The sequence below is a fragment of the Porphyrobacter sp. THAI-01a genome (genome assembly GCF_056868655.1).
This window is the reverse complement of sequence record NZ_CP180579.1, coordinates 910,362-935,631: the sequence shown is the minus strand read 5'-3', so window position 1 is coordinate 935,631 and position 25,270 is coordinate 910,362. Positions and strand designations below refer to the sequence as shown.

Here is a 25,270-nt window from a genome sequence, read left to right as displayed (position 1 = left end):
GGGGAAGAGGATTGGACAATGAGAAAGAATGCACTCGTATGCGCCGTCGGTTTGGGCGCGCTTGCTGCCGGCATTGCGGCGCCTGCCACGGCGCAGACGGCGCCGGCCGACAGTTCGGACGCAGCCCGTCAATCGGACAGCGCCGCTGAAGCCATTGTCGTGACCGGCACGCGGGTGCTCCGCGATGGTTACAACCAGCCGACCCCGGTCACCGTCGCGAACACGGCCGAGCTCGAGAAGGCAACGCCCACGAACCTGGCCGACGCGCTCAACAAGCTGCCCCAGTTCGTCAACTCGGTCGGACCGGCCTCCAACTCGCAGTTGCAGGGCAACAGCGGAGAACACGGCAACCTTCTGAACCTGCGCGGTGTGGGGCCGCTTCGTGCGCTCATCCTGCTTGATGGCCTGCGGGTTCCGCCGACCACCTTCCGCGGTGCGGTCGACGTCAACACGCTTCCGAACCTGCTGGTTCAGCGTGTCGATGTGGTGACTGGCGGCGCCTCGGCGGCCTACGGCTCGGATGCGATCAGCGGCGCCATCAACTACGTCCTCGACAAGAACTTCGACGGCATCAAGGGCATCGCCCAATACGGCGCATCCACGCGCGGCGACCTTGGCAACTACAAAGTGGGCCTTGCCGCCGGCCTGGGCTTCGCCGGCGATCGCGGTCGCCTTCTGGTTTCGCTCGAGCGTTTCGACAGCGAGGGCATCACCCGCGGCGACCGGATCTACGGCAACGACGCCTATGGTGCGGTCGGATCGGTAGTTGGAGGCGGACCGGCGGGCCGCGCCGCCAACCCCCTCATCTTCCTCCCCAACCTGCGTCTGGGCGCCAACGATTTCAACAACGGGATCGTCACCAGCGCCAATACGCCGGCCATCAACAACACCATCTTCAATCCCGACGGCACCCTGCGCCCGGTCGTTCGCGGGACGCCGACCGGAACGGCAGGTACCTTCGTCGGCGGAGACGGCCTGTACCTGCCCGGCAGCAACACGCTGATCGCGCCGCTGACCAACACCTCGGGTTTCGCCCGGCTTTCCTACGACTTCAGCGACACTGTCACCGCCCACGTACAGGGCACCTACACCCGCAGCGTCACCAGTTACGACACGCAGGCCAAGGCCTCGATCCTCGGCTTCACCTTCTTCAGCGGCAATGCCTTCCTGCAGCCCTCGGTCCAGTCCCAGCTCGGGCCCAACGGCAGCTTCGTGATGTTCCGCTTCATCGACGATCTTGGCCCCATCCCGACCCGCGAGGCCGTGGATTCCTATGTCGTGAACACCGGGCTCGAATGGGACCTCGGCGGGAGCTGGGCGCTCAGGGCCGATTACACCCACGGCAATTCGGTCACGAACTTCCGCCAGACACAGTTCCAGATCCAGCGCCTCGCGGCCGCACTCGATGCGGTCCGGGCGCCGAGCGGGCAAATCGTCTGCCGCGTGGAACTGACCAATCCGGGGCTCTATCCAGGCTGCACCCCGATCAACGTCTTCGGCCGGGGCACCCCGAGCGAAGCCGCCATCCAGTGGGCGCTGGGCGATTCGCGCTACCGGGCGAAGAACACCACCGATGACTTCACCCTTACCGCGCAGGGCGATCTGATCGATCTTCCCGCAGGAGCCGTGTCGGTCGCGCTGGGTGCCCAGTACCGCAAGCAGAAGCTCGATCTCACCTCCAACTCCAATCCCGCGATCCCGCTCGACCTCACCGGTCTCAGGGGCATTCCGGCCAACCGCCGCACAGTGTTCAACAACACCAATATCGGCGTTGCGGCCGGCGATCTCGACGTGAAGGAGGTGTTCGCCGAAGTCGCCGTCCCGGTGCTCAAGGACCGCCCCTTCGCCGCCGAGCTGAGCCTCAATGCCGCCGGACGCATCACCGACTACAGCACCAGCGGACAGGTCGAGACCTGGAAGCTCGGCGCGGTCTACAAGCCCGTCGAGGACATCATGTTCCGCGTCACGCGTTCGCGCGACATCCGGGCACCCTCGCTGTTCGAGCTGTTCGCCGGCACCCAGACCGCGGCCGTGAACTTCACCGACCCGCATACCCAGTCGGGCGGCTCGGTCCGGCAGCTGACCGGCGGCAATCCCAATCTCAGACCGGAGGTGGGCGACACGTTCTCGGCCGGTGTGGTGTTCAGTCCGGGCTTCCTGCCCGGGTTCAACCTCTCGATCGACTATTACGACATCAAGATCGAGGGCGCGATCACCCAGCAGGGGCTCGCCGACGTCATCAACGAATGCGAGGTTTCCAACGGCACCTCGCCGACCTGTGACCTGATCACGAGGCCGCTCCCGTTCAGCGATCGCACGCCGGCCAACTTCCCGACCGAAGTCCGGCTGATCACCCAGAACATCAGCTTCCTGCGCACCAGCGGCGTCGATTTGTCGGCCACCTACCGCGTTCCACTGGGCGAGGGCGAGCTGACCTTCGGCGCGTCGGCGAATTACCTCGACCGCTTCGTCGAACAGACCAACTCCATCGCCCCGGTGCTTGACCGGGCGGGACACGGGATCAACAGCCAGACCAGCTTCGCCTTCCCGAGGTTCAGGGGCAATTTCAGCCTGAACTACAGCAACGGCGGCTTCAACGCCTTCGTCCAGGAAAACGTCATCGGGAAGGTCAAGATCGGCAACATCCCGGGCGACATCGCCAACGTCTATGCCGTGCCGGACGTGAAGCCGGTGTTCTACACCGACGCGACCGTTTCCTACCAGTTCGAGGATCTGCCCGGAGAGCCCCAGCTCTTCCTGACCGCCACGAACCTGTTCGATCGCAAGCCGCCGCTGGTGGCCGCCAACGCGGCGCCCGGCCTGATCTACCCGACGCTGTGGACACTCTACAACGTCGCGGGCCGGACATTGACAGCCGGCGTGCGTTTCGCGTTCTGACCGGGGATGAAATCTCGATCAGATATCGGCCGATCGGCCTTCCGGCCACGAGGGCATGTGCGGCAGCAGTGCGCAGGTGCCCTCGGACCCGACCCGCGATGAACCGCGCCGGTGAATTGCACGGAGCAGGCGAAGGGGGCCGGTACCGGCTGGCCCTCTTCGCACTGTTCATCGTCTCGGCCTTCAACTACGTCGACCGCACGATCCTCTCGATCCTGCAGATCCCGATCAAGCACGAACTCGGCCTCAGCGACGGTCAGCTCGGCGCGCTCACGGGATTTGCCTTTGCCCTGTTCTACGCCACCCTGTCCCTGCCCATAGCCCGGCTGGCCGACCGGTTCAGCCGCCGCTGGATCATCGTCGCTTCGCTGGCGGTGTGGAGCGCGATGACGGCGATGTGCGGGTTCGCGGTCGGCTTTGCCAGCCTTGCCTTCTTCCGGATCGGTGTCGCGATCGGCGAAGCGGGCAGCGTGCCGGCGAGCGTCTCTCTCATCGCCGACTACTACCCGGCCGATCGCCGTGCGAGCGCGCTTGCGGTCTGGGGCCTTGCCCTGCCGGTCGGCCTGCTCGTCGGGTATTCGGCGACCGGCTGGCTGGCGAGCGCGGTGGGATGGCGCGAGGCCTTCTTCATCGTGGGCGGGATAGGGGTGCTCCTCGCACCGGTGCTGTTCGCGATGATCAAGGAACCGCCCCGGGGGCAGTCCGAACATGCCGACGTCACCCTCGCACCGCCCCCGCCGCTAAGAGCGGCGCTCGGGATGTTCTGGCGCAACAAGGCCTACCGCTACATCGTTATCGCCGGGATGCTTCACGGCTTTTCGCAATATGCGATGATGACCTGGAACGCGCCGTTCTTCTCGCGCACCCACGGGCTGACCCTGACGCAGGTGTCCGGCCTGATGGCGCTGCTCGGAGGTGTCGCCGGCGGCCTCGGCATGTACCTGAGCGGTGTCCTTGCCGACGTGCTGGGTCGCCGCGACGCGCGGTGGCGGGTCTGGATCATCTCGGCATCGGTCGCGGCCATGCTGCCCTTCACGCTGGTCCAGTATCTCGCCCAGTCCGCGGAGTTGTCGATAGCCAGCGCGCTCGTGGCGGCGGTGATGATGACCGCCTATTACGGTCCTCTGGTCGCCGCGACCCAATCGGTGACGCCGCCCAACATGCGCGCGCTGGGGCAGGCGGTGCTGCTGCTGGCATTCAACCTCTTCGGCCTCGGGCTCGGGCCGTGGCTGACGGGAATGCTCAGCGACAGGATCGCGTTCCTGATCGGCACCGATGGCCTGCACTATGCCCTGGTGGTCGCACTGGTGCCTTCGCTCGTTTCGGTGTGGCTCTTCTTCCACGCGGCGCGCTTCTATGCTGACAAAGTGGAACATGATGCGGTTGCAATTGCGGAGGGACAGAATGCGTGACTTTGCCGGCAGGACCGCCGTGATCACCGGCGCGGCCAGCGGGATCGGCGCGGCGCTTGTCGCACGAGCAGGCGCGCTGGGGATGAACGTGGTCCTGGCGGATGTCGCGACCGATGACGCGCGCGCCGTTGCCGGTGGGCTCACGGGCGTCGAGACTCTGGTCGTGCACTGCGACGTGTCCGACGAGGACAGCGTCAAGGGGCTGGCCGATGCGACCTACGAGCGGTTCGAGGCGGTCGACCTGCTGTGCAACAATGCCGGCATAGTCCCTGGCGGGCGTCACCGGCTCGTCTGGGAATACACTGCGGGCGACTGGCAGTGGTCGATCGGGGTCAATCTCTACGGCGTCACCCACGGCCTGCGGGCCTTTGTTCCGCGCATGATCGCCGGTGGGCGCCCGGGGCACATCCTCAACACGGCATCGGTCGCCGGCTTCGTCAGTGGTTCGGGCTCGGCCTGCTACGGGGCCGCCAAGCATGCGATGGTCCGCGTGACCGAGGCGCTTCATGCCGGGCTGAAGCAGGTCGGGGCGCCGATCGGGGTGACGATGCTCTGCCCTGGGCTCGTCCGGACCCAGATCTACGAGGCCGAGCGGCTGCGGCCCGCCGCCCTTGCCGACCACGAGAAGCCGGTCGAGTCCGCCGATCTCGATGCCATGCGCGACGACCTCTACCGCAACGCGCTCGGCCCGGAGGAGGCCGCCGCGATCGCCTTCGACGCCATCGCGGAAGACCGCTTCTACGCCTTCACCACCGACGCCTTCGACGCGGCGATCCGCGACCGGGCGGACAGCATTCTCGCGCGCGCCAATCCGAGCTTTGCCAGCATCGTCGAAATGAGCCGCATGGAATCCCTCGGCCGGGCGGCGGAGTGAGTGCCGACAGTTCGCTGGACGGCGCGATTGCCGTCGTCACGGGTGCCGCGTCCGGCATCGGTCTCGCGACCGCGCGCGCCCTGGCGCGAAACAACGCCGTGGTCTGGCTGGTGGACCGCGATGAAGAAAGGCTGGCGGCGGCATTGAGCAGCTGCGAGGGAAGCGCTCGGCACGTCGCATGGCACCTCGACGTCACGAGCGAGACGGGCTGGCAGGTTCTCTCCGCCGCCCTCGACGCGCGGCACGGCAGGCTCGACATTCTGGTCAACAACGCGGGAACGGCGCAGCCTCGGCCCATCGCGCATACGTCCTTGGCGGAATGGAGGGCATGCCTCGCCGTCAATTGCGACAGCGTGTTTCTGGGCACGAGGGCGATGCTGCCATTGCTTGCCAGACATCCTTCCCGGGCGGTGCGCGCAGCCTCCGCGATCGTCAACGTATCCTCGGTCCGCGCCATGATCGGGGGTGCGGACTTTACCGCCTATTGCGCCGCGAAGGGCGCGGTGCGGATGTTCACGAAGGCTGCAGCTCTGGAATGCGCAGCGCTGGGTCAGAGGGTGCGGGTCAACTCGGTCCATCCCGGCTTCATCGAGACGCCGCTGGCCCGCGCTGCACTGGAACCGGAGGCGCTCGCCCGTCGCGTATCGGGGATTCCCCTGCAACGTGGCGGCACCGCCGAGGAGGTCGCCGCGACCATCCTGTTCCTTGCCAGCGAGGCCTCGTCCTACATGACGGGAGCCGAACTGGTCGTCGATGGCGGCACGCTGGCCGGATAGCGGCTCAATCGTTGACGACGAGCACCGTGCCCCGGTTGGCACCGCTGAACAGGTCGACCAGCGCGCGGGGGAGCGCCTCGAGGCCACTGCGCAGATCGACGCTGACCTCGAGGTCGCCCGAGCGCACCCAGGCGGCCAGCCGCTCGCGCGCCTCATCGGCACGATCGACAAAGTCCCCCACGACGAAGCCCTCGATCCGGATGCGGCCGTAGACGACCTTCATCATGTCGAGCCCGGTCTGCACCGCGCCGCCCTGATCGTAGGTCGATATCTGGCCGCAGGCGACGACCCGCCCGTGCGGAGCCATGCAATCGAGTGCGGCACGCAGCTGTTCGCCGCCGACATTGTCGAAGAAGATATCGATCCCCTCCGGGCAAAGCTCCCGAAGACGCTGGCGCACGTCCTCGGCACGGTAATCGATCGCGGCATCGGCCTTGCCGACCGCCACGACCCGTGCGCACTTCTCCGCCCCGCCGGCGATCCCGATGACCCGGCATCCCTTGATGCGGGCGATCTGGCAGACGACCGACCCGACCGAGCCCGCAGCGCCCGAGACCACCACCGTCTCGCCGGCGCGCGGGCGCCCGACCTCGAGCAGGCCGAAATAGGCGGTCAGGCTGTTCAGCGAGAGCGGGCCCATGGCCTCGGCGAATTCCATGCCTTCGGGCACCCGGAACACCGGAACCGGCGCCTTCGCGGGGCGGATCACGCCCCGGTCGGCCCACTCGGACATGGCGATCATCCGCGTGCCCACGGGATAATCGGGATCGGCAGAGGCCATCACGTCGCAGGCGGCCATGCCCCGGATCGTGCCGCCGACGGGTATCGCCGCGCGCTGGCTCGTTGAAGCGGGCCGCAGCCAGTTGCGGATCGTCGGCGCGACGGCGAACATCCGGTTGCGCACCAGGACCTCGCCAGGCTGAAGCGAGGGGGTCCCGCCGTCACCGTCGACCAAGGCAAAATCGCTCTCGGCCAGCCGTCCTTCCGGATGGCGGGCCAGCGTCCAGCGACGGACGCGCGTCACGCGGGCGATTCCTGACCGCCGGCAATCAGCCCTCGGAACGACCGGATGCGCATTCCGGCTACTTCGCTTTCAGCCCTTCGAGGAACGGCGTGCACAAGGCCTGCGCAACCTCCTCCGGCGTCCGATCCGCAGCCATGGCCGGGTACCACTTGTACGCCCAGTTGCCCATGCCGAGGAAGGCGTAGGCGGTCAGCACCGGATCGGTCGTCCGGAACTGGCCGCTTTCGGCACCTTCGATGATCACGTCCTTGATCATGTTGAAATAGGTGCGGCGGGCGGTGCGGATGGAGTCCTTCATCTCGCCTTCGAGATCGTGGTAGTTGTCCATGAAGGCGCGGACATAGCCCGGGTGGGTGGCGATCTGCCGCAGGATATCGGCACAGGCCGCCTGCAGGACCACCGCCGGGTCCTTGCCCTTCAGGCTTTCGAGGCTGCGCAGCAGGCTCATGATGTGGGTGTCGTGGATCGCGTAGAGGATCGCGATCTTGCTCGGGAAATAGTGGTAGAGCGTCGGCTTGCCGAGGCCGACCTCGTCCGCCACCATCTGCATCGAGGTGTTGTGATAGCCGACCTTGTCGAACAGCGTTGCGCAGCCTTCGATGATCAGGGCGCGCTTTTCGTCATGGGCTTCTGTGCGAGGACGGGGCCTGAGGGCTTTGGTGACCATTGCATCTGTTCCTAGCGAAAACGGTTCAGGGTGAAGCGATCATCCGGGCTTGCCGTTCCCCATGGCCGTGGCACCCACGACCCAGGCAGACAAACCCGCTACCGGCACGGCACAAAGAACCGCCTCGGCAATCTCGGCTTCGCTCGCGCCGGCGCGCCGTGCGCCATCCATGTGTACCGATGCCCATTCGCTGTAGTCGGCAGCCAGAACCGTAACCAGCAAAAGTTCGGCATGGGCGGGCGACAGGGCGGTGCCGGTGAGCGTGCCTTCGCGCATCAGGTAATAGGCATCCGCCCCGGTCGGCACCAGCTCGATAAGCTTGCCGAGCGACGGCGGCATCTGGCCGAAATACTGGAGGAAGTTGGCTGCGGCCTCGCCGGCGGCGACCGGCACGGGCGTGACTTCCGCCTCGATGACCGCGTCGCTGCCGTAGCAGTCGCGCAGCACCGCGCCGAACCGCATGGCCGCGCCCTCGCCGCGCGAGCTGGCAAGGATCGTCATCGCCGAGGCGGCATGCTCAAGCTCGAGTCCGGCAGCCGCTGCCGCAGCGAGCTCGCGCGCGGCCATGTCGGGATAGCCCTTCGTGCAGGCGGCGGCGGCAAGGAACAGGCGCTTGACGGACGATTGCAGCGCGCCATCCTCCTCGATCACCCGCCGAAACAGCCGGTACCCGGCCACCGTTTTGGGAGCGTTCTGACGAAGGCGCCCGCTGGCCAATAGCGGGTTCGTATCCGTCATTCTCTCTTTCTCCTTAGACCGCCCGGTCGGACGAAGCGCTACGCCGAGGCTGAACGGCGGTCAAGATGAAAGCAAAGGTTGACAACCGACCGGTCGGTCGGACATCTGGCGGCGGGCGTGCGAACGCTTGTTCGGCGCGGCAAAAGACAGGACGAGGCCCATGGCTGACTTGACGGATCGGATAGCATTGGTGACCGGCGCTGCTTCAGGCATCGGCAAGGCGACGGCGATCCGCTTTGCCGAAGCGGGCGCGACCGTGGTGCTTGCCGATCGCAATGCCGAGGCCCTCGCTGCCGCGCTTGCCGAACTCGGTGATGCACGGCACCTGTCGTTCGGTCTCGACGTTACCGACGAGGCGGGCTGGGCCGACCTTGCGGCGGCGATCGAGATCGCGTTCGGCCGGCTCGACGTGCTGGTAAACAATGCGGGCTACGGCGCCTTCCGGTCGATCGCAGACACGACGCTCGATGAATGGCGGGCAATCCTGGCGGTCAATCTCGACAGCGTATTCCTCGGCACGCGCGCGATGCTGCCGCTGCTGGCGAAGTCGCGTCACGGCGGGTCGATCATCAACATGTCGTCGATCCGCGGGATTGCTGCGGCACCGTTTGCCGGGTCCTATTGCGCGGCCAAGGGCGGGGTCCGGCTGTTCACCAAGGCGACGGCGCTGGAATGCGCGGCGCTCGGCAACGGGGTGCGGGTGAACTCGATCCACCCCGGGCATGTCCTCACCCCGCTGACATCGAAGGTCCACGACGATCCCGCGCAGGCGGGCAAGCTGCTTGCCGACACCCCGATGGGCCGCGCCGGCGATCCCGACGAAATCGCCTCCGCGATGCTGTTCCTCGCGGGCGACGGGTCGCGCTACATGACCGGATCGGAGCTGGTCGTCGACGGCGGCTCGACCGCCCAGTAGGGCGAGCGCACGGGCCCCCTCACGGCTCGCGGATCACCGCAGGGGGCAGCCACGCCCCGCTCGTCACCTCTGCCTTGGGCAGGTAAGAGCGGATGACAAGGAAGAACGGGCCCGCCGGCGCCGGCAGCCAGTTCGCCGATCCCGCAGGCGCGTGCCGGATCACGATGTCCACCGAACCGTCGCGATTGACTTTCAGCCCCGGGGTCCGGTCGCTGACCAGATAGCGCGCGATCGGGTTGGGATGAAGCTCGAACGTCCGCGCGTCATAGAGCGTCACCGACCAGAACGCGTTGACCGGCGGGGGTTCCGGCAGGTGCAGCCGGTAGTCGGCCTTCGCGCCATCGAGAGGCTCTCCGCCAGCGTCGACGAAGGTGTTGAAGGAGGCATTCTCCTCGCGCACGTTGGCCCCGAGCCCGGCGAGATTGTTGATCGCGCGGCGCAGGTAGTTGTACCCGTAGTTGCCCTTGGCAACGACGGTCCACCCCGTGCCGGTCGGCTGCCCCAGCTGGCTGCGGGCATTCGTCACCAACCGCATCGCGTCCTCGTATCCGGCGATGACGGCCTCAAGTGAGACCGGATCGAGCCCCGCGGGATCGAAATGCCCGGACCCCAGACCGGGGATGGCGCGGAACCCTTCGATCAGGGCATCTTCGCCCGGCAGATGGCCGTCGGTCGCCAGCACATAGTCGAGCACGCGGAGGAAATCGACCGCGCCGTCGCCTGGAACAGGCGGAACGGGGGCGAGAGGAGCGGCGGAAGCGAGGTCGACACGCGGCCGCAACCGCACCGCGTCCTGAAAGCGGTGCGCCTGTTCGAGTTCGCCCGGGGTCTGGGCAAACACGCGCATCAGGATCCAGACATGCCGGCTGGTCATCCGGACGGGCGTCAGCCCCTCGGGCACATCGCCCGCCCAACCGGGTCCGGTCAGCAGGAAGCGCCCTCCGCCCGAACCCACGGTGCGAGTGCCGAGATTGCCCGGATTGCCGTGGATGTCGAAGTGGTTGAGCGTGTAATACTTCAGGCGCGTCGGCGGGATCGTGACTTCCACCGGACCGTGCCCGAGATCAAGCCACGCGGTCGAATAGAGCGTGTCGGAATTGGGCACCTTGAACGCGGCATAGCCGGGCCCCGCCAGTTGGCGTTCGTGAATGAAGGCGCCGAACCCGCTGAATCCGGCACCTCCCTCGGCGATCGCCTGACGATGCATCTCCTTGTACTGCAGCACCGCGGGCAGGCCGTAGATCGTGGCCTGGAAGGCGACGGACCGCAGCAGGATCGCCCGGTCGTCCTGATTGACCGGCAGCAGGGCCGCTGCCGCCCGCTCGCCATGCCCGGCTCCGGCGTGTTGCGCGAGAGCCGGCAGCGGCAAGGCGACCAGCAGTGTGGCGGAGACAGTGGCAATCAGCTTTCTCATGCTTTGGCGCTCCCGTAGCCTTTCCCTGCATTGCTGGACGTTGAGCCTGACATGCGCGCCTGCACGGGCTCGCTGCGCACAATCTCGTGCTTGAGCAGTTTGCCGCTGGCATTGCGCGGGAGCGGTTCGTGCTGGAAGACGATCGCCACCGGCACCTTGAATGCTGCAAGGCGGGCGGCACAATGGGCAAGCACGGCAGCCTCTTCGATGGCACGGCCGGGCGCGACCTGCACCACCGCGACCGGCACCTCGCCAAGCGTGCGGTGCGGAAGGGCGACCAGCGCCGCATCGGCGACGCCATCGTGCTCGAACAGGCAGTTCTCGACTTCGATGCAGTGGATGTTCTCGCCGCCCCGGATGACCACATCCTTGGCGCGGTCGACGATGTAGAGGAACCCCTCCTCGTCGATCCTTGCGAGGTCGCCGGTGCGCACCCACCCGTCGACGAAGGTGGCTGCGGTTTCCTCGGGACGGTTCCAGTAGCCCTTGGCGATGTTTGGGCCGGCCACCCAGAGTTCGCCAACCTCGCCTGCCGGCAGCACGCGGCCGGCATCCTGGTCCATGATGCGGATGTCGACCACCGCGACCGGAGCCCCGCAACTCGTGGGGCGGCGGCGGTAATCCGCACCCGAATGGGTCGTCGCCAGCCCGCAGGTCTCGGTCATGCCCCAGCCGTGTCCGGGCACGGCATCGGGCAAGCTCGATGCAAGCTTCAACATCAGTTCCGGCGCTGCGGCAGCACCGCCATAGCCGATGCTGACCAGCGACGAGAGATCGTAGTCGCCCACCCTCGGATGCTCGGCGATCTGCCAGGCGATAGTCGGCACACCGACCACCCAGCTCAGCTTCTCATCCTGAATGAGGCGCATCGCCGGCACCGCTTCGAAGCGGTGCATGAGGACCAGACGATTGCCCGCGTCGAGCGCCGGACACAGGATCGCGAAGCAGCCGGTCACATGGAAAAACGGCACCACCACCAGCGCGCCCGCCTGCTCGGGCGTGGCGGCGGGTTCGACAGGTGGCGTTCCGTTCCGCAGCGCTGCTCTGGCGGCAGCGAAGGCCGCGCCCGTGATGTTCGACAGGGCTGCGCGGTGTGATGCGACGACACCCTTGGGCTTGCCGGTGGTTCCCGAAGTGTAGAAGATCGTGGCAGGTTCGTCGGGCTGCACGGTTCCCGGCGGCTGCGGTGCCTCCGGCAGCCGTTCCCAGTCCCCCGGCGATCCGATCAGGTCTTCGAGCCTCCTTGCCGATGTCTCCAGGGGCACACCGCAGGTGAGAACCTGCTCGAGCATCGGGCAATCTCCAAGCAGCTCCGCAAGGCGCGCAAATCGCTCCGCGTCGGCAAGCAGCACCTTCGCGCCCGAATCCTGAATGCCGAAGGCCAGTTCGCTTCCCACCCACCATGCGTTGAGCGGAACGGCAATCGCGCCGAGCGCGGTGGCCGCGAAGAAGCAGACGGGCCATTCTGGCAGGTTGCGCATCGCGATGGCCACGCGATCCCCGGGTCCGACCCCGCAATCCGCAAGCACCTGCATCAGCGCCCGTGTCGCGCGCCTGAAGCCGCGGAAGGTGACCCGGCGGTCCTCATGGACAAGGAACGGCAGGTCGTCGAAGCGGCACGACCGGTCGAGCAGTTCACCCATTGTCTTGGGCCCGTGCTTCCACGCCCGGCGCGCAATGCCGTCGACCACGATTTCCTCCACCTCGAACGGAGACCCGGCGGCGGTAAGCTGCTGGTGCACGTGTGGAATCGACGGCGGAGCGTCAGTCATTCGTTCCTCGATGGCGGTCTTGCCGCAAGATGTATGGCTGCACGTCGGCTCGCCCGATCATCATGCATGGTGTCGCGCCCTAGCGGGTTGCGATGTGCACCTCGACTGACACTTTGTAAGTGACCGGTGCCCCCTACCCGTTCGAGCCATCGGTTTGCGACCTTTTCTCGCGGATCGTTCAGCCCGTCGTCGGTCAGGCGGAAGAGCTATGGGGCGCGGTCAAGGGAACAAGGGGCAACTGAGCGCAAGATATCGATCTTTGCAGGGTAAGGTGGCGGAGAGGGTGGGATTCGAACCCACGTTACCGTTGCCGGTAAACCGCATTTCGAGTGCGGCGCATTCGACCACTCTGCCACCTCTCCGCGAGGCCCGGCGCGCCCGTGAATGGGCCGCCTGGTCGAAGGCGGCGGGCGGCGGGGAGCGCGCCCGTTAGCCCAAGCCGCAGGGCTTGCCAAGACCCGCTCGCACACAAAATGCGGGCATATCTCGCACCCGCGAAAGACCCGTGCTTGTTTTGCGCGATCAAAGGTCCATATTGCCGGTATGGAACGCGCAGAGTTCTTCTCGAGCCAGGCCGGTCGCACCATCATCGCGCCGCGCCAGACACGCGCCCGCTTCGGCATCGGCGATGTGGTCCGTCACCGCCTGTTCGCCTTCAGGGGCGTGGTGTTCGACATCGATCCGGTCTTCGCCAATTCCGAGGAATGGTACCAGTCGATCCCCGAGGACATCCGCCCGCGGCGCGACCAGCCCTTCTACCACCTGCTCGCCGAGAACGAGGATTCCTCCTACGTCGCCTATGTGAGCCAGGGCAATCTGGTGGCAGATGCGGAGGGCGGGCCCGTGGATCACCCGACCGTGAGGCAGCTGTTCGAGAGCTTCAAGGACGGCCGCTACCGGATGCGGCGCTCGCTCACGCACTGATTTGTCTGCGCCGTCCCCTCCGGGACGGCATCCTCGCTATGCGCGCAGCGAAGCTGCGCCCGCTACGGGCGGCCGTTCGGCCTTGCGGGCCTGCTGCCCGGAGACGAAGTCATTGCAGCCTCAGCTCTTGAGCTTCCACCCGCTGCGCAGCAGCGCGAAGACCGCGCCTGCCAGTACCGCGTTGAGCACCAGCAGGCCGCCCGCCGCCGCCAGCACCTGCCCGGCCCCGCCGATGTCGCTCGCGCCGAGGAACCCGTAGCGGAAGCCGGAGATCACGTAGAAGAAGGGGTTGAGGCGGCTCACGGTCTGGAACACGCCGTGAAGGTTCTCGATCACGTAGAAGGTGCCCGACAGCAGCGAGAGCGGCGCGATCACGAAATTGGAGACGGCCGCGTTGTGATCGAACTTCTCGGCCCAGACCGATGTGGCAAGACCGATCGTCGCCAGCATCAGCGATCCCATCAGGCCGAACCACACGACTGCCCACGGGTGCGCCATGCCGAGCGACACCCCCGGCCACAGCAGCATGGCCGCTGCGACTGCAAGGCCGACCGCCACCGCACGGGTGACCGCCGCCCCGAGGATCCCCGCCATCATTTCGCCCGGCGAAAGCGGCGGCATCAGGTAATCGATGATGGTGCCCTGGATCTTGCCCCCGAGCAGCGAGAAGCTGGAATTGGCGAAGGCGTTCTGCATCATCGCCATCACGATCAGCCCCGGAGCGACGAAGCTGGCGAAGGGGACGCCCAGCACCTCGCGCCCCTGCCGCCCCAGCGCGACGCTGAAGATCACCAGAAACAGCAGCGTGGTGAAGGCCGGAGCCCAGATCGTCTGCGTCTGGACCTTGAGAAAACGGCGGACCTCCTTCATATAGAGCGCCGAGAGCCCCACGCGATTGATCCCGGTGATGACGGGCTGGCCGCGCGGGGTGAACCGGATGCTCCCGCCGGTCTTGTCATCCGCCGCCAATTCGGTCACGGGAGCGGCCTTACCGGGCGGGTTTGCAGGAATGTCGTGGGCCATGGCCAAGCTGCCTAGGCCCCGGCCACGTTCCTGACAAGCACGCTCCACCCGGGCATGCGCCGGACACAGGAACAGGTAGAACATATGAGCTGGACGGACGAGCGCATCGCAACGCTCAGGAAGATGTGGGAAGGCGGCGCGACTGCCAGCGAGATCGCCACCGAACTGGGCGGCGTGAGCCGCAACGCGGTGATCGGCAAGGCACACCGCCTCGGGCTGAAGGCACGCCCCTCCCCGGTCAAGGCGAACGAGAAGAAGAAGGCCGCGCCTGCCGTCAAGAAGCCGGTCCCGGCTGCGCCTGCGCGCGCGCCCGAACCGGCCGACAGGGTCAGCCCGCCCGTCGAGGCCGCGGAACGTCCCGCGCCGCGCGCACCTGTGCCGCCGGTGCGCAACGAGGCTCCGGTCGAGAACGCCGCCCCTGCACAGGCCGCTATCCCCGCGCCTGCGGCCGATCTGCCGAAGATCGTCTCGGTCGGCCCGGGCGGCTTCCTGCGTCAGGGCCCGGGCGACCAGCAGGCCCCGATCCCGCCAGCCCCGCCGCGCCGCCTCGTGCCGGCCAAGCCCAGCCCGGAGATCGCCGGCAAGACCAGCTTGCTCGACCTGTCGGACAAGGTGTGCCGCTGGCCGATGGGCCATCCGGGCGAACCCGACTTCCATTTCTGCGGCGAGCCGGTGAACCCGGGCTTCCCCTATTGCGTCGAGCATTGCGGCCGCGCCTATCAGGCGCAGCTGCCGCGCGGCGTGCGCCGCCCGCCCCCGCCGCTGCCTTTCGGCGGTCCGCGGGTGCGCTGAACCGGCGCTTCAGGGGGAATCGGCGATGACGGGTTTGACCGGCCGTCTCGGCGTGCTCGCTGCCGCCGCGCTGCTGGTGCCGCACGGCGCGGCCAGCGCGGCGCTGCCCGAGCCGGTGCGCGCGATGATCGATGCCGCGATCGCAACGGGCGACGAGGGCAAGGTGCGCACGGTCGCCGAACTCGCGCGCGTCACCAATCCGGCCGACGTGGCCGAGATCGATGCCATGCTCGCGGAGTTCGAGACGGCGGTCGCCGCGCGCAAGCAGGCAGAGGCCGAGGCAAAGTTGGCGAAGATCCGTTCGGCCGGCCTGTTCGACAACTGGTCGGGCAAGGGCGAATTCGGTGCCTTCCGTGCCACCGGCAACAGCTCGAACACCGGCATCACCGCCGGTCTTGCGGTCGCGCGCGCGGGGATCGACTGGCGCCACAACCTGACCGGGCGGGTCGATTACCAGCGCGCCAACGGGGTGACCACACGCGAGCAGTTCCTCGCCCGCTACGAGCCCAACGTGAAGATCTCCGACCGCTTCTACGCCTATGCGCTGGCGCAGTACGAGCGTGACCGGTTCCAGGGCTTTTCGGGGCGCTATGCGATCTCGGGCGGGATCGGCTACCAGGCGCTCAAGAAGGACGATGTGCAGCTCGCGCTCAAGGTCGGCCCCGCCTACCGTGTCACCGACTTCGTGGACGGGCGCGTCGAGAGCCGGATCGCGGGGTTGATCGGGGTCGATTTCGACTGGAGCATCACCGACCGCCTGAAGCTGACGCAGGACACCAATGCGGTGGCCGAGGCGGGCGGCGCGGCCATCGCGATCATCGATTCGCGCAATACCTCGATCGATCTGGTGACCGGCCTCAACGCAACGATCAGCAGCAAGCTGACGGCGCGCTTCTCCTATGCGATCGAGTACGACAGCAACCCGCCGCCGGGCGCGGTGCAGACCGACACGCTGACCCGGGTGACCTTGGTCTACGACTTCTGAGCGAACCAGATGGTGTGATGCGCGCCCTTGTTGTTCGGGCGCGAACGGATGCCCCGTTCCTCGACCTCGAGCCCCGCATCCTTCAACCGCTTGCGGAACGCCGGATCGGGCGCGGCTGACCAGACGCTGAGGATTCCGCCCGGCTTCAGGGCGTCGCGCGCCTTGGCGAGGCCGGTGCGCGAATAGAGGCGGTTGTTGGCATCGCGCACGAGGCCATCGGGGCCGTTGTCGACATCGAGCAGGATCGCGTCGAACTTGGCGCAGGTCCCGTCATTGGCATCGTCGATCAGCGCGGCGACATCGCAAATCTTCAGGTCGAGGCGCGGGTCCGAGAGGCTCTCGCCCGTCAGCTCGGCCATAGGCCCGCGCGCCCATTCGACGATGCTCTCGGAGATTTCGGCGATGACGATCTGCGCTTTGTCGCCCATCCGCGCGGCGGCCGCGCGATAGGTGAAACCCATGCCGTAGCCGCCGATCAGGATGCGCCCGTTCGGCTTGCCGAGCTTGTCGAGCGTCAGTTCGGCAAGCTGCTCCTCGGAGAAGCGCATCCGGGTGCTCATCAGCTCGTTGCGCCCGAGCACGATTATGAAATCGCGGCCGTGGCTGTAGAGTTCGAGGAGGACGCCGTCCTCGATCTGGGTCGTGTCGATCAGTTCGCGCTTGAGCATCGGTCAGGTTTCCAAAAGCAAGGCCGCCCGGATCGCTCCGGGCGGCCTCCTATTCATGCCTTGCGAGGCGATCAGTCCTTCAGGAAGTCGGGCAGACCGGCCGGGCCGCTGTCGCGCTCGCGACCGCCACGGTCGCCGCCGCGGTCGCGGTCACGCCCGCCACGCTCGCCGCCGCGTCCGCCCTTGGGCCCGCGACGGTCGCCGCGATCGCCACGGTCACCGCGCGGTTCGCGCGGTTCGCGGGGCGGACGGGTGTCCTCCAGCTCTTCGCCGGTTTCCTGGTCGACCACGCGCATCGACAGGCGGACCTTGCCGCGCTGGTCGATCTCGAGGACCTTGACCTTCACTTCCATGCCTTCGGAGACGACATCGGTCGGCTTCTCGACACGCTCGTTCTTCATTTCCGAGACGTGGACGAGACCGTCCTTGCCGCCCATGAAGTTCACGAAGGCGCCGAAGTCGACGATGTTGACGACCTTGCCGGTGTAGACCTTGCCCACTTCCGGCTCCTCGACGATGCCGAGGATCCAGCGCTTGGCGGCTTCGATCTCGTCGAGGTTCGAGGAACTGATCTTGATCACGCCCTCGTCGTCGATGTCGACCTTCGCACCGGTTTCGGCGACGATCTCGCGGATCACCTTGCCGCCCGTGCCGATGACGTCACGGATCTTCGACTTGTCGATCTGGATCGTCTCGATCCGCGGCGCGTGCTTCGACACTTCGCTGCGGGCACCGGTCAGCGCCTTGGCCATCTCGCCGAGGATGTGCTGGCGGCCGGCCTTGGCCTGCTCCAGCGCCTTGGCCATGATCTCCTGCGTGATGCCGGCGACCTTGATGTCCATCTGCATCGTGGTGATGCCTTCGGCGGTCCCGGCAACCTTGAAGTCCATGTCGCCGAGGTGGTCTTCATCGCCAAGAATGTCCGAGAGGACGGCGAATTCGTCACCTTCGAGGATCAGGCCCATCGCGATGCCCGACACCGGCGCCTTGATCGGCACGCCCGCGTCCATCATCGACAGACACCCGCCGCACACCGTCGCCATCGAGGACGAGCCGTTCGACTCGGTGATGTCCGACAACACGCGGATGGTGTAGGGGAAGTCTTCCTTCGACGGCAGCACGGGGTTGAGCGCGCGCCAGGCGAGCTTGCCGTGACCGACTTCGCGCCGACCCGGCGCGCCGAAGCGGCCCACTTCACCGACCGAATAGGGCGGGAAGTTGTAGTGCAGCATGAAGCTGGAATAGCTCAGGCCTTCCAGACCATCGATCATCTGCTCGGAATCCTTGGTGCCGAGCGTGGTGGTGCAGATCGCCTGGGTCTCGCCGCGGGTGAACAGCGACGAACCGTGGGTGCGCGGCAGGAAGCCGACGATCGCTTCGATCGGGCGGACCTGATCGAGCTTGCGGCCGTCGATGCGCGAACCTTCCTTGAGGATGGCGGTGCGCACGATGTCGGCTTCCACCTTCTTCATGGTCTTGATCGCGACCATCTGGGTCTGCGGGGTTTCGTCGGCGAAAGCCGCCTTGGCCTTGGCCCGCGCCTCGTTCAGCGCATTCGAGCGCGCCGACTTGTCGGTCAGCTTGTAGGCCGCGGCGATGTCGGCGCCGACCAGTTCCTTGAGCTTCGCCTTGATGTCGGCGGTGTTGTCGCTGACGTCGATGTCCCAGGGATCCTTGGCGGCCTTCTCGGCCAGATCGACGATCGCGCCGATCACCTTGCGGATCTCGTCATGCGCGAACATGACGGCGCCGAGCATTTCGTCCTCGGTCAGTTCCTTGGCTTCGGATTCGACCATCATCACGGCCTTGTCGGTCGCGGCGACCACGAGGTCGAGACGGCCTTCGGCGAGCGCCTTGTCCTGCTTGGGGTTGAGGACATATTCGCCATCGACATAACCGACGCGCGCGGCGCCGATCGGGCCCATGAAGGGAACGCCCGAGATCGTGAGCGCCGCCGAAGCCGCGATCATCGCCACGATATCAGCCTCGGTCTCGCCGTCGAACGACAGGACCTGCGCGATCACGTTGATCTCGTTGTAGAAGCCTTCGGGGAAGAGCGGACGTATCGGACGGTCGATCAGACGGCTGGTCAGCGTTTCCTTCTCGGTCGCGCCGCGTTCACGCTTGAAGAAGCCGCCGGGGATGCGCCCGGCAGCCGAGAACTTTTCCTGGTAGTGGACGGTGAGCGGGAAGAAGTCCTGCCCTTCCTTCACCGACTTGGCGGCGGTGACAGCGCACAGCACCACGGTTTCGCCATAGGTCGCGAGGACCGCGCCATCGGCCTGACGGGCAATGCGCCCGGTTTCCAGAGTGAGGGTCTTTCCGCCCCACTCCAGCGATACGGTTTTCGTGTCGAACATTGGTTTTCCTTCTGACCCGCGCGGCCATATTGCCGGGCGGGGCCTCATGTGCCGGGGAAAAGACCGTCCCGGTCCGGTGCGGGGCACTGATCTGGCCCCGGGGCGCGGCAGACCGGATGTCTGCGGGCCCCAAATGCGAGAAAGGCGGCCCTCGAGCCGCCTTTCAACGCGAAACTCTTACTTACGCAGACCCAGCTTCTGGATCAGGGCGTTGTAGCGCTCGACGTCCTTCTTCTTGAGGTAGGCGAGCAGCGTGCGACGCTTGTTCACCATCATGAGAAGGCCGCGGCGCGAGTGGTTGTCCTTGTGGTGATCCTTGAAGTGCTCGGTGAGGTTGCGGATGCGCTCGGTGAGGATCGCGACCTGGACTTCCGGGCTGCCGGTGTCCTTGGGATCACGGGCGTTCGAGGCAATGATTTCCTGCTTCTTTTCGGCGGTCACCGACATATTCGTTCTCTCTTACTCAGCGACATCGGGAAGGTTGAAACCCCTGACGACCGTGGCCGTCCCATCCGTGATCTGCATCAGCGCGACCGGAACCGGGCCCAGTTTCGCCAGATAGAGCCCGGATGATTGGGGCATGCCAGACAGCACCCGGCCCTGTCGGACCGCCTGCGCGCTTGTCTGGTCGAGGCTGAGGGCCGGGATGTCGTCCAGCCCTGCCTCCAGCGGCAGGAGGAGGTGTTCAAGGCCTGCGCCCTTAGCGGCTTCCTCCAGTTTGTCCAGCGAAATCGCCTGTTCCTCGCGGAACGGACCGGCCTTGATGCGGCGCAAATAGGTGACATGGCCGCAGGTGCCAAGCGCCTGCGCGATGTCGCGTGCAAGGGAGCGGATGTAGGTGCCCTTGGAGACGTGGGCTTCGAGCGTCACCTCGCCGGCGGCCTCGTCGCTCTTGAGGATCGTGAGCGAATGGATCGTCACCGCCCGCGCCTTCAGCTCCACCGCCTCCCCCGCCCGCGCCAGATCGTAGGCCCGCTGGCCATCGACCTTGAGCGCCGAGTAGGCGGGCGGCACCTGCTCGATCGGCCCGGTGAAGCGCGGCAGCACCGCCTCCACCTCGGCCAGCGTCGGGCGCACGTCGCTGGTCGCCACCACCGCGCCTTCGGTATCGAGCGTGTCGGTCTCCTCGCCGAACAGCACCGTGAAGGCGTAGATCTTGTCGCTATCCAGCATCCGCCCGGCAAGCTTGGTCGCCTCGCCCAGCGCGATCGGCAGCACGCCCTCGGCCAGCGGATCGAGCGTCCCGCCGTGCCCCACCTTGGTTTTGGCATAGCCGCCCGCACGGAGCACCCGCTTGACTGCGCTCACGCCCTGCGTGCTCCCCATTCCGCGCGGCTTTTCGAGGATCAGCCAGCCCGAAAGCGCCCCGCTCATCCGCGCGTTCATCCGTTCAGGGCCTCGGAGAAATGCTTGCGGCATAGCGCCACATAACGATCATTACCGCCGATTTCGGTCTGCCGGCCCTGCTTGACCGCCGCGCCGGTCTCGTCGACCCGCAGGTTCATCGTCGCCTTGCGACCACAGTGGCACACCCCCTTCAGCTCCACCAGCGCGTCTGCGATCCCAAGCAGGACCGCAGAGCCGGGGAACAGCGCCCCCTGGAAGTCGGTCCTCAGGCCATAGCACAGCACCGGAATTCCCGCTTCGTCAGCCAGCCGGGCGAGTTGCCAGACCTGCTCGGGGGAAAGGAACTGCGCCTCGTCCACCATCACGCAATCGAGCGGCTGCACGCGGTGCGCGGCGCTGATGGCCGCCCACAGATCGGTCTCGGGCGTGAACCTGTGCGCCTCGCTCTCCAGCCCGATGCGGCTGCGCACCATCCCTTCCGAGCGGCTGTCGAGCGCAGCCGTCCAGAGCATCGTCGCCATCCCGCGCTCGCGGTAGTTGAAGTCCGCCTGCAACAGGTGCGAGGATTTGCCCGCGTTCATGCTGGCGTAGTAGAAGTAGAGCTTGGCCATGGCGGGCTCCTAACCCCTCGCCGCGCCGCGTGCGAGGCTTCAGTTGAACCTTTTTGCCCGCCTGGTGCGTATTGGAAAGGTGATGAAGCCTCGCCACCCTATCCTGCGTCTGGCACTGCTGCCGCTGCTGGCCATCATGGTGCTGGCCAATGCGGCGAGCGTGCCCCAGCGCTATACGCTCGATGCGAGCGCCAGCAATGTCTCGGCGAAAGTGCCCTTCTTCGGCCTTGCCAGCAAGACCGCGCGCTTTCCCCGCATGCAGGGCGCCGTGACGATCGTGCCCGGCGCACCCGAGCGGGCGATGATCGACGTGACATTCGATGCGACTGCTTTGGAAGCGCCCGACAGCGTGACCCTGGCGCGGCTGCGCGGCGAGAAGTTCTTCTGGGTCGAGAAGTATCCCACAATCCGCTTCGTGGGCCGCTCGCTCACGCTGGCGAGCGCGACCCGCGGCACGGTGGCGGGCGAACTCACGGCGCGCGGCGTGACCCGGCCGGCGAAGCTCGACGTCACCTTCGATACCGATCCGGTGGCGCAGGCGGGCAGACCGGTCAGCTTCACCGGCACCACCACCATCGACCGCCGCGACTTCGGGATGAAGAGCTACCAGTTGATCGTCGGCAACCAGGTCGACATCACCCTGAAAGCGCGGATGGTGCCGCGTTAATCCTCGTCCTCGTCGAGATCGCGCAGCACCTTGGGGTCGCGCAGCAGCGCCTCGATCCGGTCGGCCTCGGCGAAGCTCTCATCCTTTCGGAACTTGAGCTTGGGCGCAAACTTCAGCCCCAGCCGCTGGGCCACCTCGCGCTGGAGGAAGGCGGTGTTCTGGCGGAGCGCGTGCACGACCTCGTCGTCCCCCGCACCCAGCAAGGGCTTCACGTAAGCCGTCGCGTGGCGCAGGTCGGGGGTCATGCGCACCTCGGTGACCGAGATATGCGCCGCGCTCACCACATCGTCATGCACCTCGCCGCGCGCGAGCAGCTCGGACAGGATATGCCGCACCCGCTCGCCGACCTTGAGGACGCGGACCGATTGCTGCTCGGCGGTGAAGGGTTGCTTTGCCATCAGCGTTGCAGCCCCGTTGTCTCCGGCGTCGGGCGCGGGGTCGGGATCGCGGTGGAGGTGGAGCGGGCGTAGATCGTCCCGTCCTCGGCCAGCAGTTCGCCCTCGAGGAAGATCACCCGCTGGCCCGCCTTGACCACCCGGCCCTTGCCGATGATCGTCGCGCCTTCGGGGATGAGGCGGATGAGGCTCATCGAAATGTCGAGGTTGAGCGGCGCCATGACGCCGCCCGTTGCCGCGACATAGGCATAGCCCATCACGTCATCGAGATAGCCCGCAACCAGCCCGCCCTGCACGCCGCCGCGCCAGGTGCACATCTCGCGCTTGACGGTAAAGCGCAGGGTGACGGTCTGCGCCGCCTCGTCCCAGCTCACGAACTCGCTGCCGAGCAGCGCCGAATGCGGCGACTGCCCGGCATCGTCGGGGTAGTGCGGGTCGTTGAGGCTCACAGCGTCCGCTCACGCTCCTCGACCGAGAAGACTTCGAGCATGTCGCCCGCCTTGATGTCGTTCGTGTCTTCCAGCACCACGCCGCACTCCAGACCGGCGCGGACTTCGTCCACGTCGTCCTTGAAGCGCCTGAGCGAGGCGATCTTGGTGGCCGAGACGATGACGTCCTGACGGGTGAGACGCGCGAAGAGACCCTTGCGGATCGCGCCTTCGAGCACCAACAGACCTGCCGCCTTGTCCTTCTTGCCGGCCGGGAAGACCTGCTTGACCTCGGCACGGCCGACCACGGTTTCGATCCGCTCCGGACCCAGCTCGCCCGCCATCTCCTTGGCGACCGCGTCGGTGAGGTGGTAGATGACGTCGTAATACATCATCCGCACCCCATCGCGCTTCACGAGGTCGCGCGCCTTGGCGTTGGGTCGCACGTTGAAGCCGATGATCGGCGCCTTCGAGGCCGCCGCCAGCAGCACGTCGCTTTCGGTGATCGCGCCCACGCCCGCATTGAGCACGCGGACCTTGATCTCGTCGTTCGAGAGATTGTGGAGCGCGTTGACAATCGCCTCGACCGAGCCCTGCACATCCGCCTTCACCACCACCGGATACTCGATGACGTTGGAGGAAAGGCTGCTGAACATCGTGTCGAAATTGGTCGGCGCGAGGGCCGTGCGCTTTTCGGTCGCGATTTCCTGACGATACTTGGCGACCTCACGGGCGCGCTGTTCGTTCTCGACCACGGTGAGCTGGTCGCCCGCCGAGGGCACGCCGCCCAGACCGAGCACCTCGACCGGCATCGAGGGTCCGGCCTCCTTGAGCTGCTGGCCCTTGTCGTCGACGATCGCGCGGACGCGGCCGCTTTGCGTGCCGACCACGAAATTGTCGCCGCGCTTGAGCGTCCCGCGGGTGACGAGCACGGTCGCGACCGGCCCGCGGCCCTTGTCGAGCTGGGCTTCGATCACGGTCGCCTCGGCATCGCGGTCGGGGCGCGCCTTCAGTTCGAGCAGTTCGGCCTGGAGCTGGATCGCCTCGATCAGCTTGTCGAGCCCCGCACCGGTCTTGGCCGAAAGCTCCACGTCCTGCACGTCGCCTGACATGGCCTCGACGATCACCTCGTGTTCGAGCAGGCGTTCGCGGATCTTCTGCGGGTTGTATTCGGGCTTGTCCGACTTGGTGATCGCCACGATCATCGGAACGCCCGCCGCCTTGGTGTGGTTGATCGCCTCAATGGTCTGCGGCATCAGCCCGTCGTCGCCCGCCACCACGAGGATGACGATGTCGGTGACGTTGGCCCCGCGCATACGCATCTCGGTAAAGGCCGCGTGGCCGGGGGTGTCGAGGAAGGTGATCTTCGACTTGTCCTTGGTGGTGATCTGGTAGGCGCCGATGTGCTGGGTGATACCGCCGGCCTCGCCCTTGACCACGTCGGTGCCGCGCAGGGCGTCCAGAAGGCTGGTCTTGCCGTGGTCGACGTGACCCATGATCGTCACCACCGGCGGACGCGGCTTCTGCGTCTCGATGGGATCTTCGTCGGCGCTGGTGTCGATGTCGACATCGCTCGCGGAGACGCGAGTGATGTTGTGGCCGAACTCCTCGACCAGCAGCTCGGCGGTGTCCTGGTCGATGGTCTGATTGACCGTGACCATCATGCCCATGTTGAACAGCGCCTTCACGAGGTCGGCACCCTTCTCGGCCATGCGGTTGGCGAGTTCGCCGACGGTGATCGCCTCGGGCACGACGACGTCGCGGACCTGCTTCTCGCGCGGCTTGCTGGGGCCGCCCTGGCCGCGGCGCTCCTTCTCGCGGGCGCGCTTCAGCGCGGCGAGGCTGCGCGCACGGCGGCCTTCGTCCTCGTTGAGGGCGCGGGTGACGGTGAGCTTGCCCGAGCGGCGGTTGTCCTTGCCCGCATCGATCGGCGCGGCGCGCTTGCCGTCTTCCTTCTTCTTGCCCTTGACCTCGGGGGCGGCGGGGCGCTTGGGCTCGGGCCTCTCCACGGGGGTGAAGCGGCGCGCGGCGGGCATGGCATCGGTGCGCGCAGCCGGGGCGGCAGTCTCGGCGGGCGCAGCGGGAGCCTCCGCGGCGGGCGCAGCCTCGGATTCGGGCGCGGCGCTGGCCGCCTCCGCGCGCTGGCGCTCGACCTCTTCCTCGGCGCGGCGGTTTTCCTCGGCGCGGCGGCGCTCTTCTTCCTCGCGCTCGCGGGCCTCGGCTTCCTCGCGCTTGCGCGCTTCCTCGGCGAGGCGCAGGCGCTCTTCCTCGGCCTCGAGCTGGAGGCGCTTGACGCGCTCCTGCGGGGTCTCGCCCGCAGGTGCAGGACGGGCCGGACGCGGGGCCGGGGTCGGCGCGGGCGGCGGCGGGGGCGGTGCAGCCACCGGTTCGGGGGCGGGCGGCGGCGGGGCGGCGCCCTCGCTGCCGGGCTTGCCGAGCACGCGGCGGCGCTTCACCTCGACCACCACCTTGTTGGTGCGGCCGTGACTGAAGGTCTGCTTGACCTCGCCCGCATCCACCGAGCGCTTGAGGCCCAGGGGTTTGCGGATGCGCTGGTTGTCGTTGTCGTCGCTCATTAT

General features: G+C 67.0%; 23 protein-coding genes and 1 tRNA gene. 9 read left to right on the top strand and 15 right to left on the bottom strand.

Going from position 1 to position 25,270, the window contains the following annotated elements:
• Positions 1-18 precede the first annotated feature (18 nt).
• The 4 genes from ACMX37_RS04550 to ACMX37_RS04535 all read left to right on the top strand — a co-directional run bounded on the left by ACMX37_RS04550 (position 19) and on the right by ACMX37_RS04535 (position 5,960).
• Positions 19-2,898 carry a TonB-dependent receptor plug domain-containing protein gene (locus ACMX37_RS04550; RefSeq protein ID WP_483147712.1) on the top strand — a complete coding sequence of 960 codons (2,880 nt, stop codon included), beginning with the start codon at positions 19-21 and terminating at the stop codon, positions 2,896-2,898.
• A gap of 98 nt (positions 2,899-2,996) precedes the next feature.
• The gene (locus ACMX37_RS04545) at positions 2,997-4,310 is read left to right on the top strand and encodes a spinster family MFS transporter (RefSeq protein WP_483147711.1); all 1,314 of its coding nucleotides are present in this window, start codon (positions 2,997-2,999) and stop codon (positions 4,308-4,310) included.
• Complete coding sequence (locus tag ACMX37_RS04540; protein ID WP_483147710.1) at positions 4,303-5,184, top strand: SDR family NAD(P)-dependent oxidoreductase; 882 nt, start codon at positions 4,303-4,305, stop codon at positions 5,182-5,184. The genes ACMX37_RS04545 and ACMX37_RS04540 overlap by 8 nt, the downstream gene beginning before the upstream one ends.
• A complete protein-coding gene (locus ACMX37_RS04535) occupies positions 5,181-5,960 on the top strand; it encodes an SDR family NAD(P)-dependent oxidoreductase (RefSeq protein ID WP_483147709.1) in 780 nt (259 codons plus the stop codon). The genes ACMX37_RS04540 and ACMX37_RS04535 overlap by 4 nt, the downstream gene beginning before the upstream one ends.
• 4 nt (positions 5,961-5,964) lie before the next feature.
• Here the strand turns inward: ACMX37_RS04535 and ACMX37_RS04530 are convergent, their stop codons facing one another.
• The 3 genes from ACMX37_RS04530 to ACMX37_RS04520 are packed head-to-tail and all read right to left on the bottom strand — an operon-like array spanning position 5,965 to position 8,389.
• Complete coding sequence (locus ACMX37_RS04530) at positions 5,965-6,984, bottom strand: NADP-dependent oxidoreductase (protein ID WP_483147708.1); 1,020 nt, start codon at positions 6,982-6,984, stop codon at positions 5,965-5,967.
• Positions 6,985-7,042: 58 nt separating this feature from the next.
• Positions 7,043-7,651, bottom strand: coding sequence for a TetR/AcrR family transcriptional regulator (locus ACMX37_RS04525; protein WP_483147707.1), 609 nt, complete (start codon positions 7,649-7,651; stop codon positions 7,043-7,045).
• A 39-nt stretch (positions 7,652-7,690) separates the two neighbouring features.
• Positions 7,691-8,389, bottom strand: coding sequence for a carboxymuconolactone decarboxylase family protein (locus ACMX37_RS04520; protein WP_483147706.1), 699 nt, complete (start codon positions 8,387-8,389; stop codon positions 7,691-7,693).
• 160 nt (positions 8,390-8,549) lie between these two features.
• On the opposite strand from ACMX37_RS04520, the gene ACMX37_RS04515 reads away from it, so the two are divergent.
• Positions 8,550-9,305: a glucose 1-dehydrogenase gene (locus tag ACMX37_RS04515; RefSeq protein WP_483147705.1), complete on the top strand. Its 756-nt coding sequence runs from the start codon at positions 8,550-8,552 to the stop codon at positions 9,303-9,305.
• 19 nt (positions 9,306-9,324) lie between these two features.
• Here the strand turns inward: ACMX37_RS04515 and ACMX37_RS04510 are convergent, their stop codons facing one another.
• From ACMX37_RS04510 to ACMX37_RS04500, 3 genes are all read right to left on the bottom strand, one after another.
• Positions 9,325-10,719, bottom strand: coding sequence for a DUF1254 domain-containing protein (locus ACMX37_RS04510; protein WP_483147704.1), 1,395 nt, complete (start codon positions 10,717-10,719; stop codon positions 9,325-9,327).
• Entirely contained in the window at positions 10,716-12,491 is a 1,776-nt protein-coding gene (locus tag ACMX37_RS04505) for a class I adenylate-forming enzyme family protein (RefSeq protein ID WP_483147703.1), read from the bottom strand. The genes ACMX37_RS04510 and ACMX37_RS04505 overlap by 4 nt, the downstream gene beginning before the upstream one ends.
• A gap of 272 nt (positions 12,492-12,763) precedes the next feature.
• Positions 12,764-12,853: transfer RNA gene (locus ACMX37_RS04500), tRNA-Ser, on the bottom strand.
• 181 nt (positions 12,854-13,034) lie between these two features.
• Here ACMX37_RS04500 and hspQ point away from each other — a divergent pair.
• Positions 13,035-13,415: a heat shock protein HspQ gene (gene hspQ, locus ACMX37_RS04495; protein WP_088915016.1), complete on the top strand. Its 381-nt coding sequence runs from the start codon at positions 13,035-13,037 to the stop codon at positions 13,413-13,415.
• A gap of 120 nt (positions 13,416-13,535) precedes the next feature.
• On the opposite strand, the gene ACMX37_RS04490 is transcribed toward hspQ, so the two are convergent.
• Entirely contained in the window at positions 13,536-14,438 is a 903-nt protein-coding gene (locus ACMX37_RS04490) for an ABC transporter permease (RefSeq protein ID WP_483147702.1), read from the bottom strand.
• An 84-nt stretch (positions 14,439-14,522) separates the two neighbouring features.
• Between ACMX37_RS04490 and ACMX37_RS04485 the strand changes: the two genes are divergently transcribed.
• Positions 14,523-15,230, top strand: a complete 708-nt coding sequence (locus ACMX37_RS04485; RefSeq protein ID WP_483147701.1) for a GcrA family cell cycle regulator — start codon at positions 14,523-14,525, stop codon at positions 15,228-15,230.
• A gap of 25 nt (positions 15,231-15,255) precedes the next feature.
• Complete coding sequence (locus ACMX37_RS04480; protein WP_483147700.1) at positions 15,256-16,215, top strand: DUF481 domain-containing protein; 960 nt, start codon at positions 15,256-15,258, stop codon at positions 16,213-16,215.
• Here the strand turns inward: ACMX37_RS04480 and ACMX37_RS04475 are convergent.
• The 5 genes from ACMX37_RS04475 to ACMX37_RS04455 form a co-directional block, all read right to left on the bottom strand.
• Positions 16,203-16,883: a spermidine synthase gene (locus ACMX37_RS04475; protein WP_483147699.1), complete on the bottom strand. Its 681-nt coding sequence runs from the start codon at positions 16,881-16,883 to the stop codon at positions 16,203-16,205. The genes ACMX37_RS04480 and ACMX37_RS04475 overlap by 13 nt on opposite strands.
• A 71-nt stretch (positions 16,884-16,954) precedes the next feature.
• Positions 16,955-19,243, bottom strand: a complete 2,289-nt coding sequence (pnp, locus tag ACMX37_RS04470; protein ID WP_483147698.1) for a polyribonucleotide nucleotidyltransferase — start codon at positions 19,241-19,243, stop codon at positions 16,955-16,957.
• A 177-nt stretch (positions 19,244-19,420) separates the two neighbouring features.
• Positions 19,421-19,690 carry a 30S ribosomal protein S15 gene (gene rpsO / locus ACMX37_RS04465; protein WP_483147697.1) on the bottom strand — a complete coding sequence of 90 codons (270 nt, stop codon included), beginning with the start codon at positions 19,688-19,690 and terminating at the stop codon, positions 19,421-19,423.
• 12 nt (positions 19,691-19,702) lie between these two features.
• Positions 19,703-20,629: a tRNA pseudouridine(55) synthase TruB gene (gene truB, locus ACMX37_RS04460; RefSeq protein WP_483147696.1), complete on the bottom strand. Its 927-nt coding sequence runs from the start codon at positions 20,627-20,629 to the stop codon at positions 19,703-19,705.
• On the bottom strand, positions 20,626-21,201 hold the full coding sequence (locus ACMX37_RS04455; RefSeq protein WP_483147695.1) for a thymidine kinase: 576 nt from the start codon (positions 21,199-21,201) through the stop codon (positions 20,626-20,628). Before ACMX37_RS04455 ends, truB begins: the two co-directional genes overlap by 4 nt.
• A gap of 82 nt (positions 21,202-21,283) precedes the next feature.
• Between ACMX37_RS04455 and ACMX37_RS04450 the strand changes: the two genes are divergently transcribed.
• Positions 21,284-21,868, top strand: coding sequence for a YceI family protein (locus ACMX37_RS04450; protein ID WP_483147694.1), 585 nt, complete (start codon positions 21,284-21,286; stop codon positions 21,866-21,868).
• Here the strand turns inward: ACMX37_RS04450 and rbfA are convergent.
• From rbfA to infB, 3 genes are read right to left on the bottom strand one after another with little or no spacing between them, the layout of a single operon-like run.
• Complete coding sequence (gene rbfA / locus ACMX37_RS04445; protein ID WP_483147693.1) at positions 21,865-22,266, bottom strand: 30S ribosome-binding factor RbfA; 402 nt, start codon at positions 22,264-22,266, stop codon at positions 21,865-21,867. The genes ACMX37_RS04450 and rbfA overlap by 4 nt on opposite strands.
• Positions 22,266-22,712, bottom strand: coding sequence for a PaaI family thioesterase (locus tag ACMX37_RS04440; RefSeq protein WP_483147692.1), 447 nt, complete (start codon positions 22,710-22,712; stop codon positions 22,266-22,268). Before ACMX37_RS04440 ends, rbfA begins: the two co-directional genes overlap by 1 nt.
• Complete coding sequence (gene infB, locus ACMX37_RS04435) at positions 22,709-25,267, bottom strand: translation initiation factor IF-2 (RefSeq protein WP_483147691.1); 2,559 nt, start codon at positions 25,265-25,267, stop codon at positions 22,709-22,711. The genes ACMX37_RS04440 and infB overlap by 4 nt, the downstream gene beginning before the upstream one ends.
• Positions 25,268-25,270 lie beyond the last annotated feature (3 nt).

Coding starts and splice junctions, on each gene's coding strand:
- ACMX37_RS04550 (WP_483147712.1), top strand. CDS start 19: ATGAGAAAGAATGCACTCGTATGCGCCGTCGGTTTGGGCGCGCTTGCT.
- rbfA (WP_483147693.1), bottom strand. CDS start 22,266: ATGGCAAAGCAACCCTTCACCGCCGAGCAGCAATCGGTCCGCGTCCTC.
- ACMX37_RS04455 (WP_483147695.1), bottom strand. CDS start 21,201: ATGGCCAAGCTCTACTTCTACTACGCCAGCATGAACGCGGGCAAATCC.
- truB (WP_483147696.1), bottom strand. CDS start 20,629: ATGAACGCGCGGATGAGCGGGGCGCTTTCGGGCTGGCTGATCCTCGAA.
- ACMX37_RS04450 (WP_483147694.1), top strand. CDS start 21,284: ATGAAGCCTCGCCACCCTATCCTGCGTCTGGCACTGCTGCCGCTGCTG.
- ACMX37_RS04505 (WP_483147703.1), bottom strand. CDS start 12,491: ATGACTGACGCTCCGCCGTCGATTCCACACGTGCACCAGCAGCTTACC.
- ACMX37_RS04480 (WP_483147700.1), top strand. CDS start 15,256: ATGACGGGTTTGACCGGCCGTCTCGGCGTGCTCGCTGCCGCCGCGCTG.
- ACMX37_RS04545 (WP_483147711.1), top strand. CDS start 2,997: ATGAACCGCGCCGGTGAATTGCACGGAGCAGGCGAAGGGGGCCGGTAC.
- rpsO (WP_483147697.1), bottom strand. CDS start 19,690: ATGTCGGTGACCGCCGAAAAGAAGCAGGAAATCATTGCCTCGAACGCC.
- ACMX37_RS04515 (WP_483147705.1), top strand. CDS start 8,550: ATGGCTGACTTGACGGATCGGATAGCATTGGTGACCGGCGCTGCTTCA.
- ACMX37_RS04485 (WP_483147701.1), top strand. CDS start 14,523: ATGAGCTGGACGGACGAGCGCATCGCAACGCTCAGGAAGATGTGGGAA.
- ACMX37_RS04475 (WP_483147699.1), bottom strand. CDS start 16,883: ATGCTCAAGCGCGAACTGATCGACACGACCCAGATCGAGGACGGCGTC.
- ACMX37_RS04525 (WP_483147707.1), bottom strand. CDS start 7,651: ATGGTCACCAAAGCCCTCAGGCCCCGTCCTCGCACAGAAGCCCATGAC.
- hspQ (WP_088915016.1), top strand. CDS start 13,035: ATGGAACGCGCAGAGTTCTTCTCGAGCCAGGCCGGTCGCACCATCATC.
- ACMX37_RS04490 (WP_483147702.1), bottom strand. CDS start 14,438: ATGGCCCACGACATTCCTGCAAACCCGCCCGGTAAGGCCGCTCCCGTG.
- infB (WP_483147691.1), bottom strand. CDS start 25,267: ATGAGCGACGACAACGACAACCAGCGCATCCGCAAACCCCTGGGCCTC.
- pnp (WP_483147698.1), bottom strand. CDS start 19,243: ATGTTCGACACGAAAACCGTATCGCTGGAGTGGGGCGGAAAGACCCTC.
- ACMX37_RS04520 (WP_483147706.1), bottom strand. CDS start 8,389: ATGACGGATACGAACCCGCTATTGGCCAGCGGGCGCCTTCGTCAGAAC.
- ACMX37_RS04510 (WP_483147704.1), bottom strand. CDS start 10,719: ATGAGAAAGCTGATTGCCACTGTCTCCGCCACACTGCTGGTCGCCTTG.
- ACMX37_RS04540 (WP_483147710.1), top strand. CDS start 4,303: ATGCGTGACTTTGCCGGCAGGACCGCCGTGATCACCGGCGCGGCCAGC.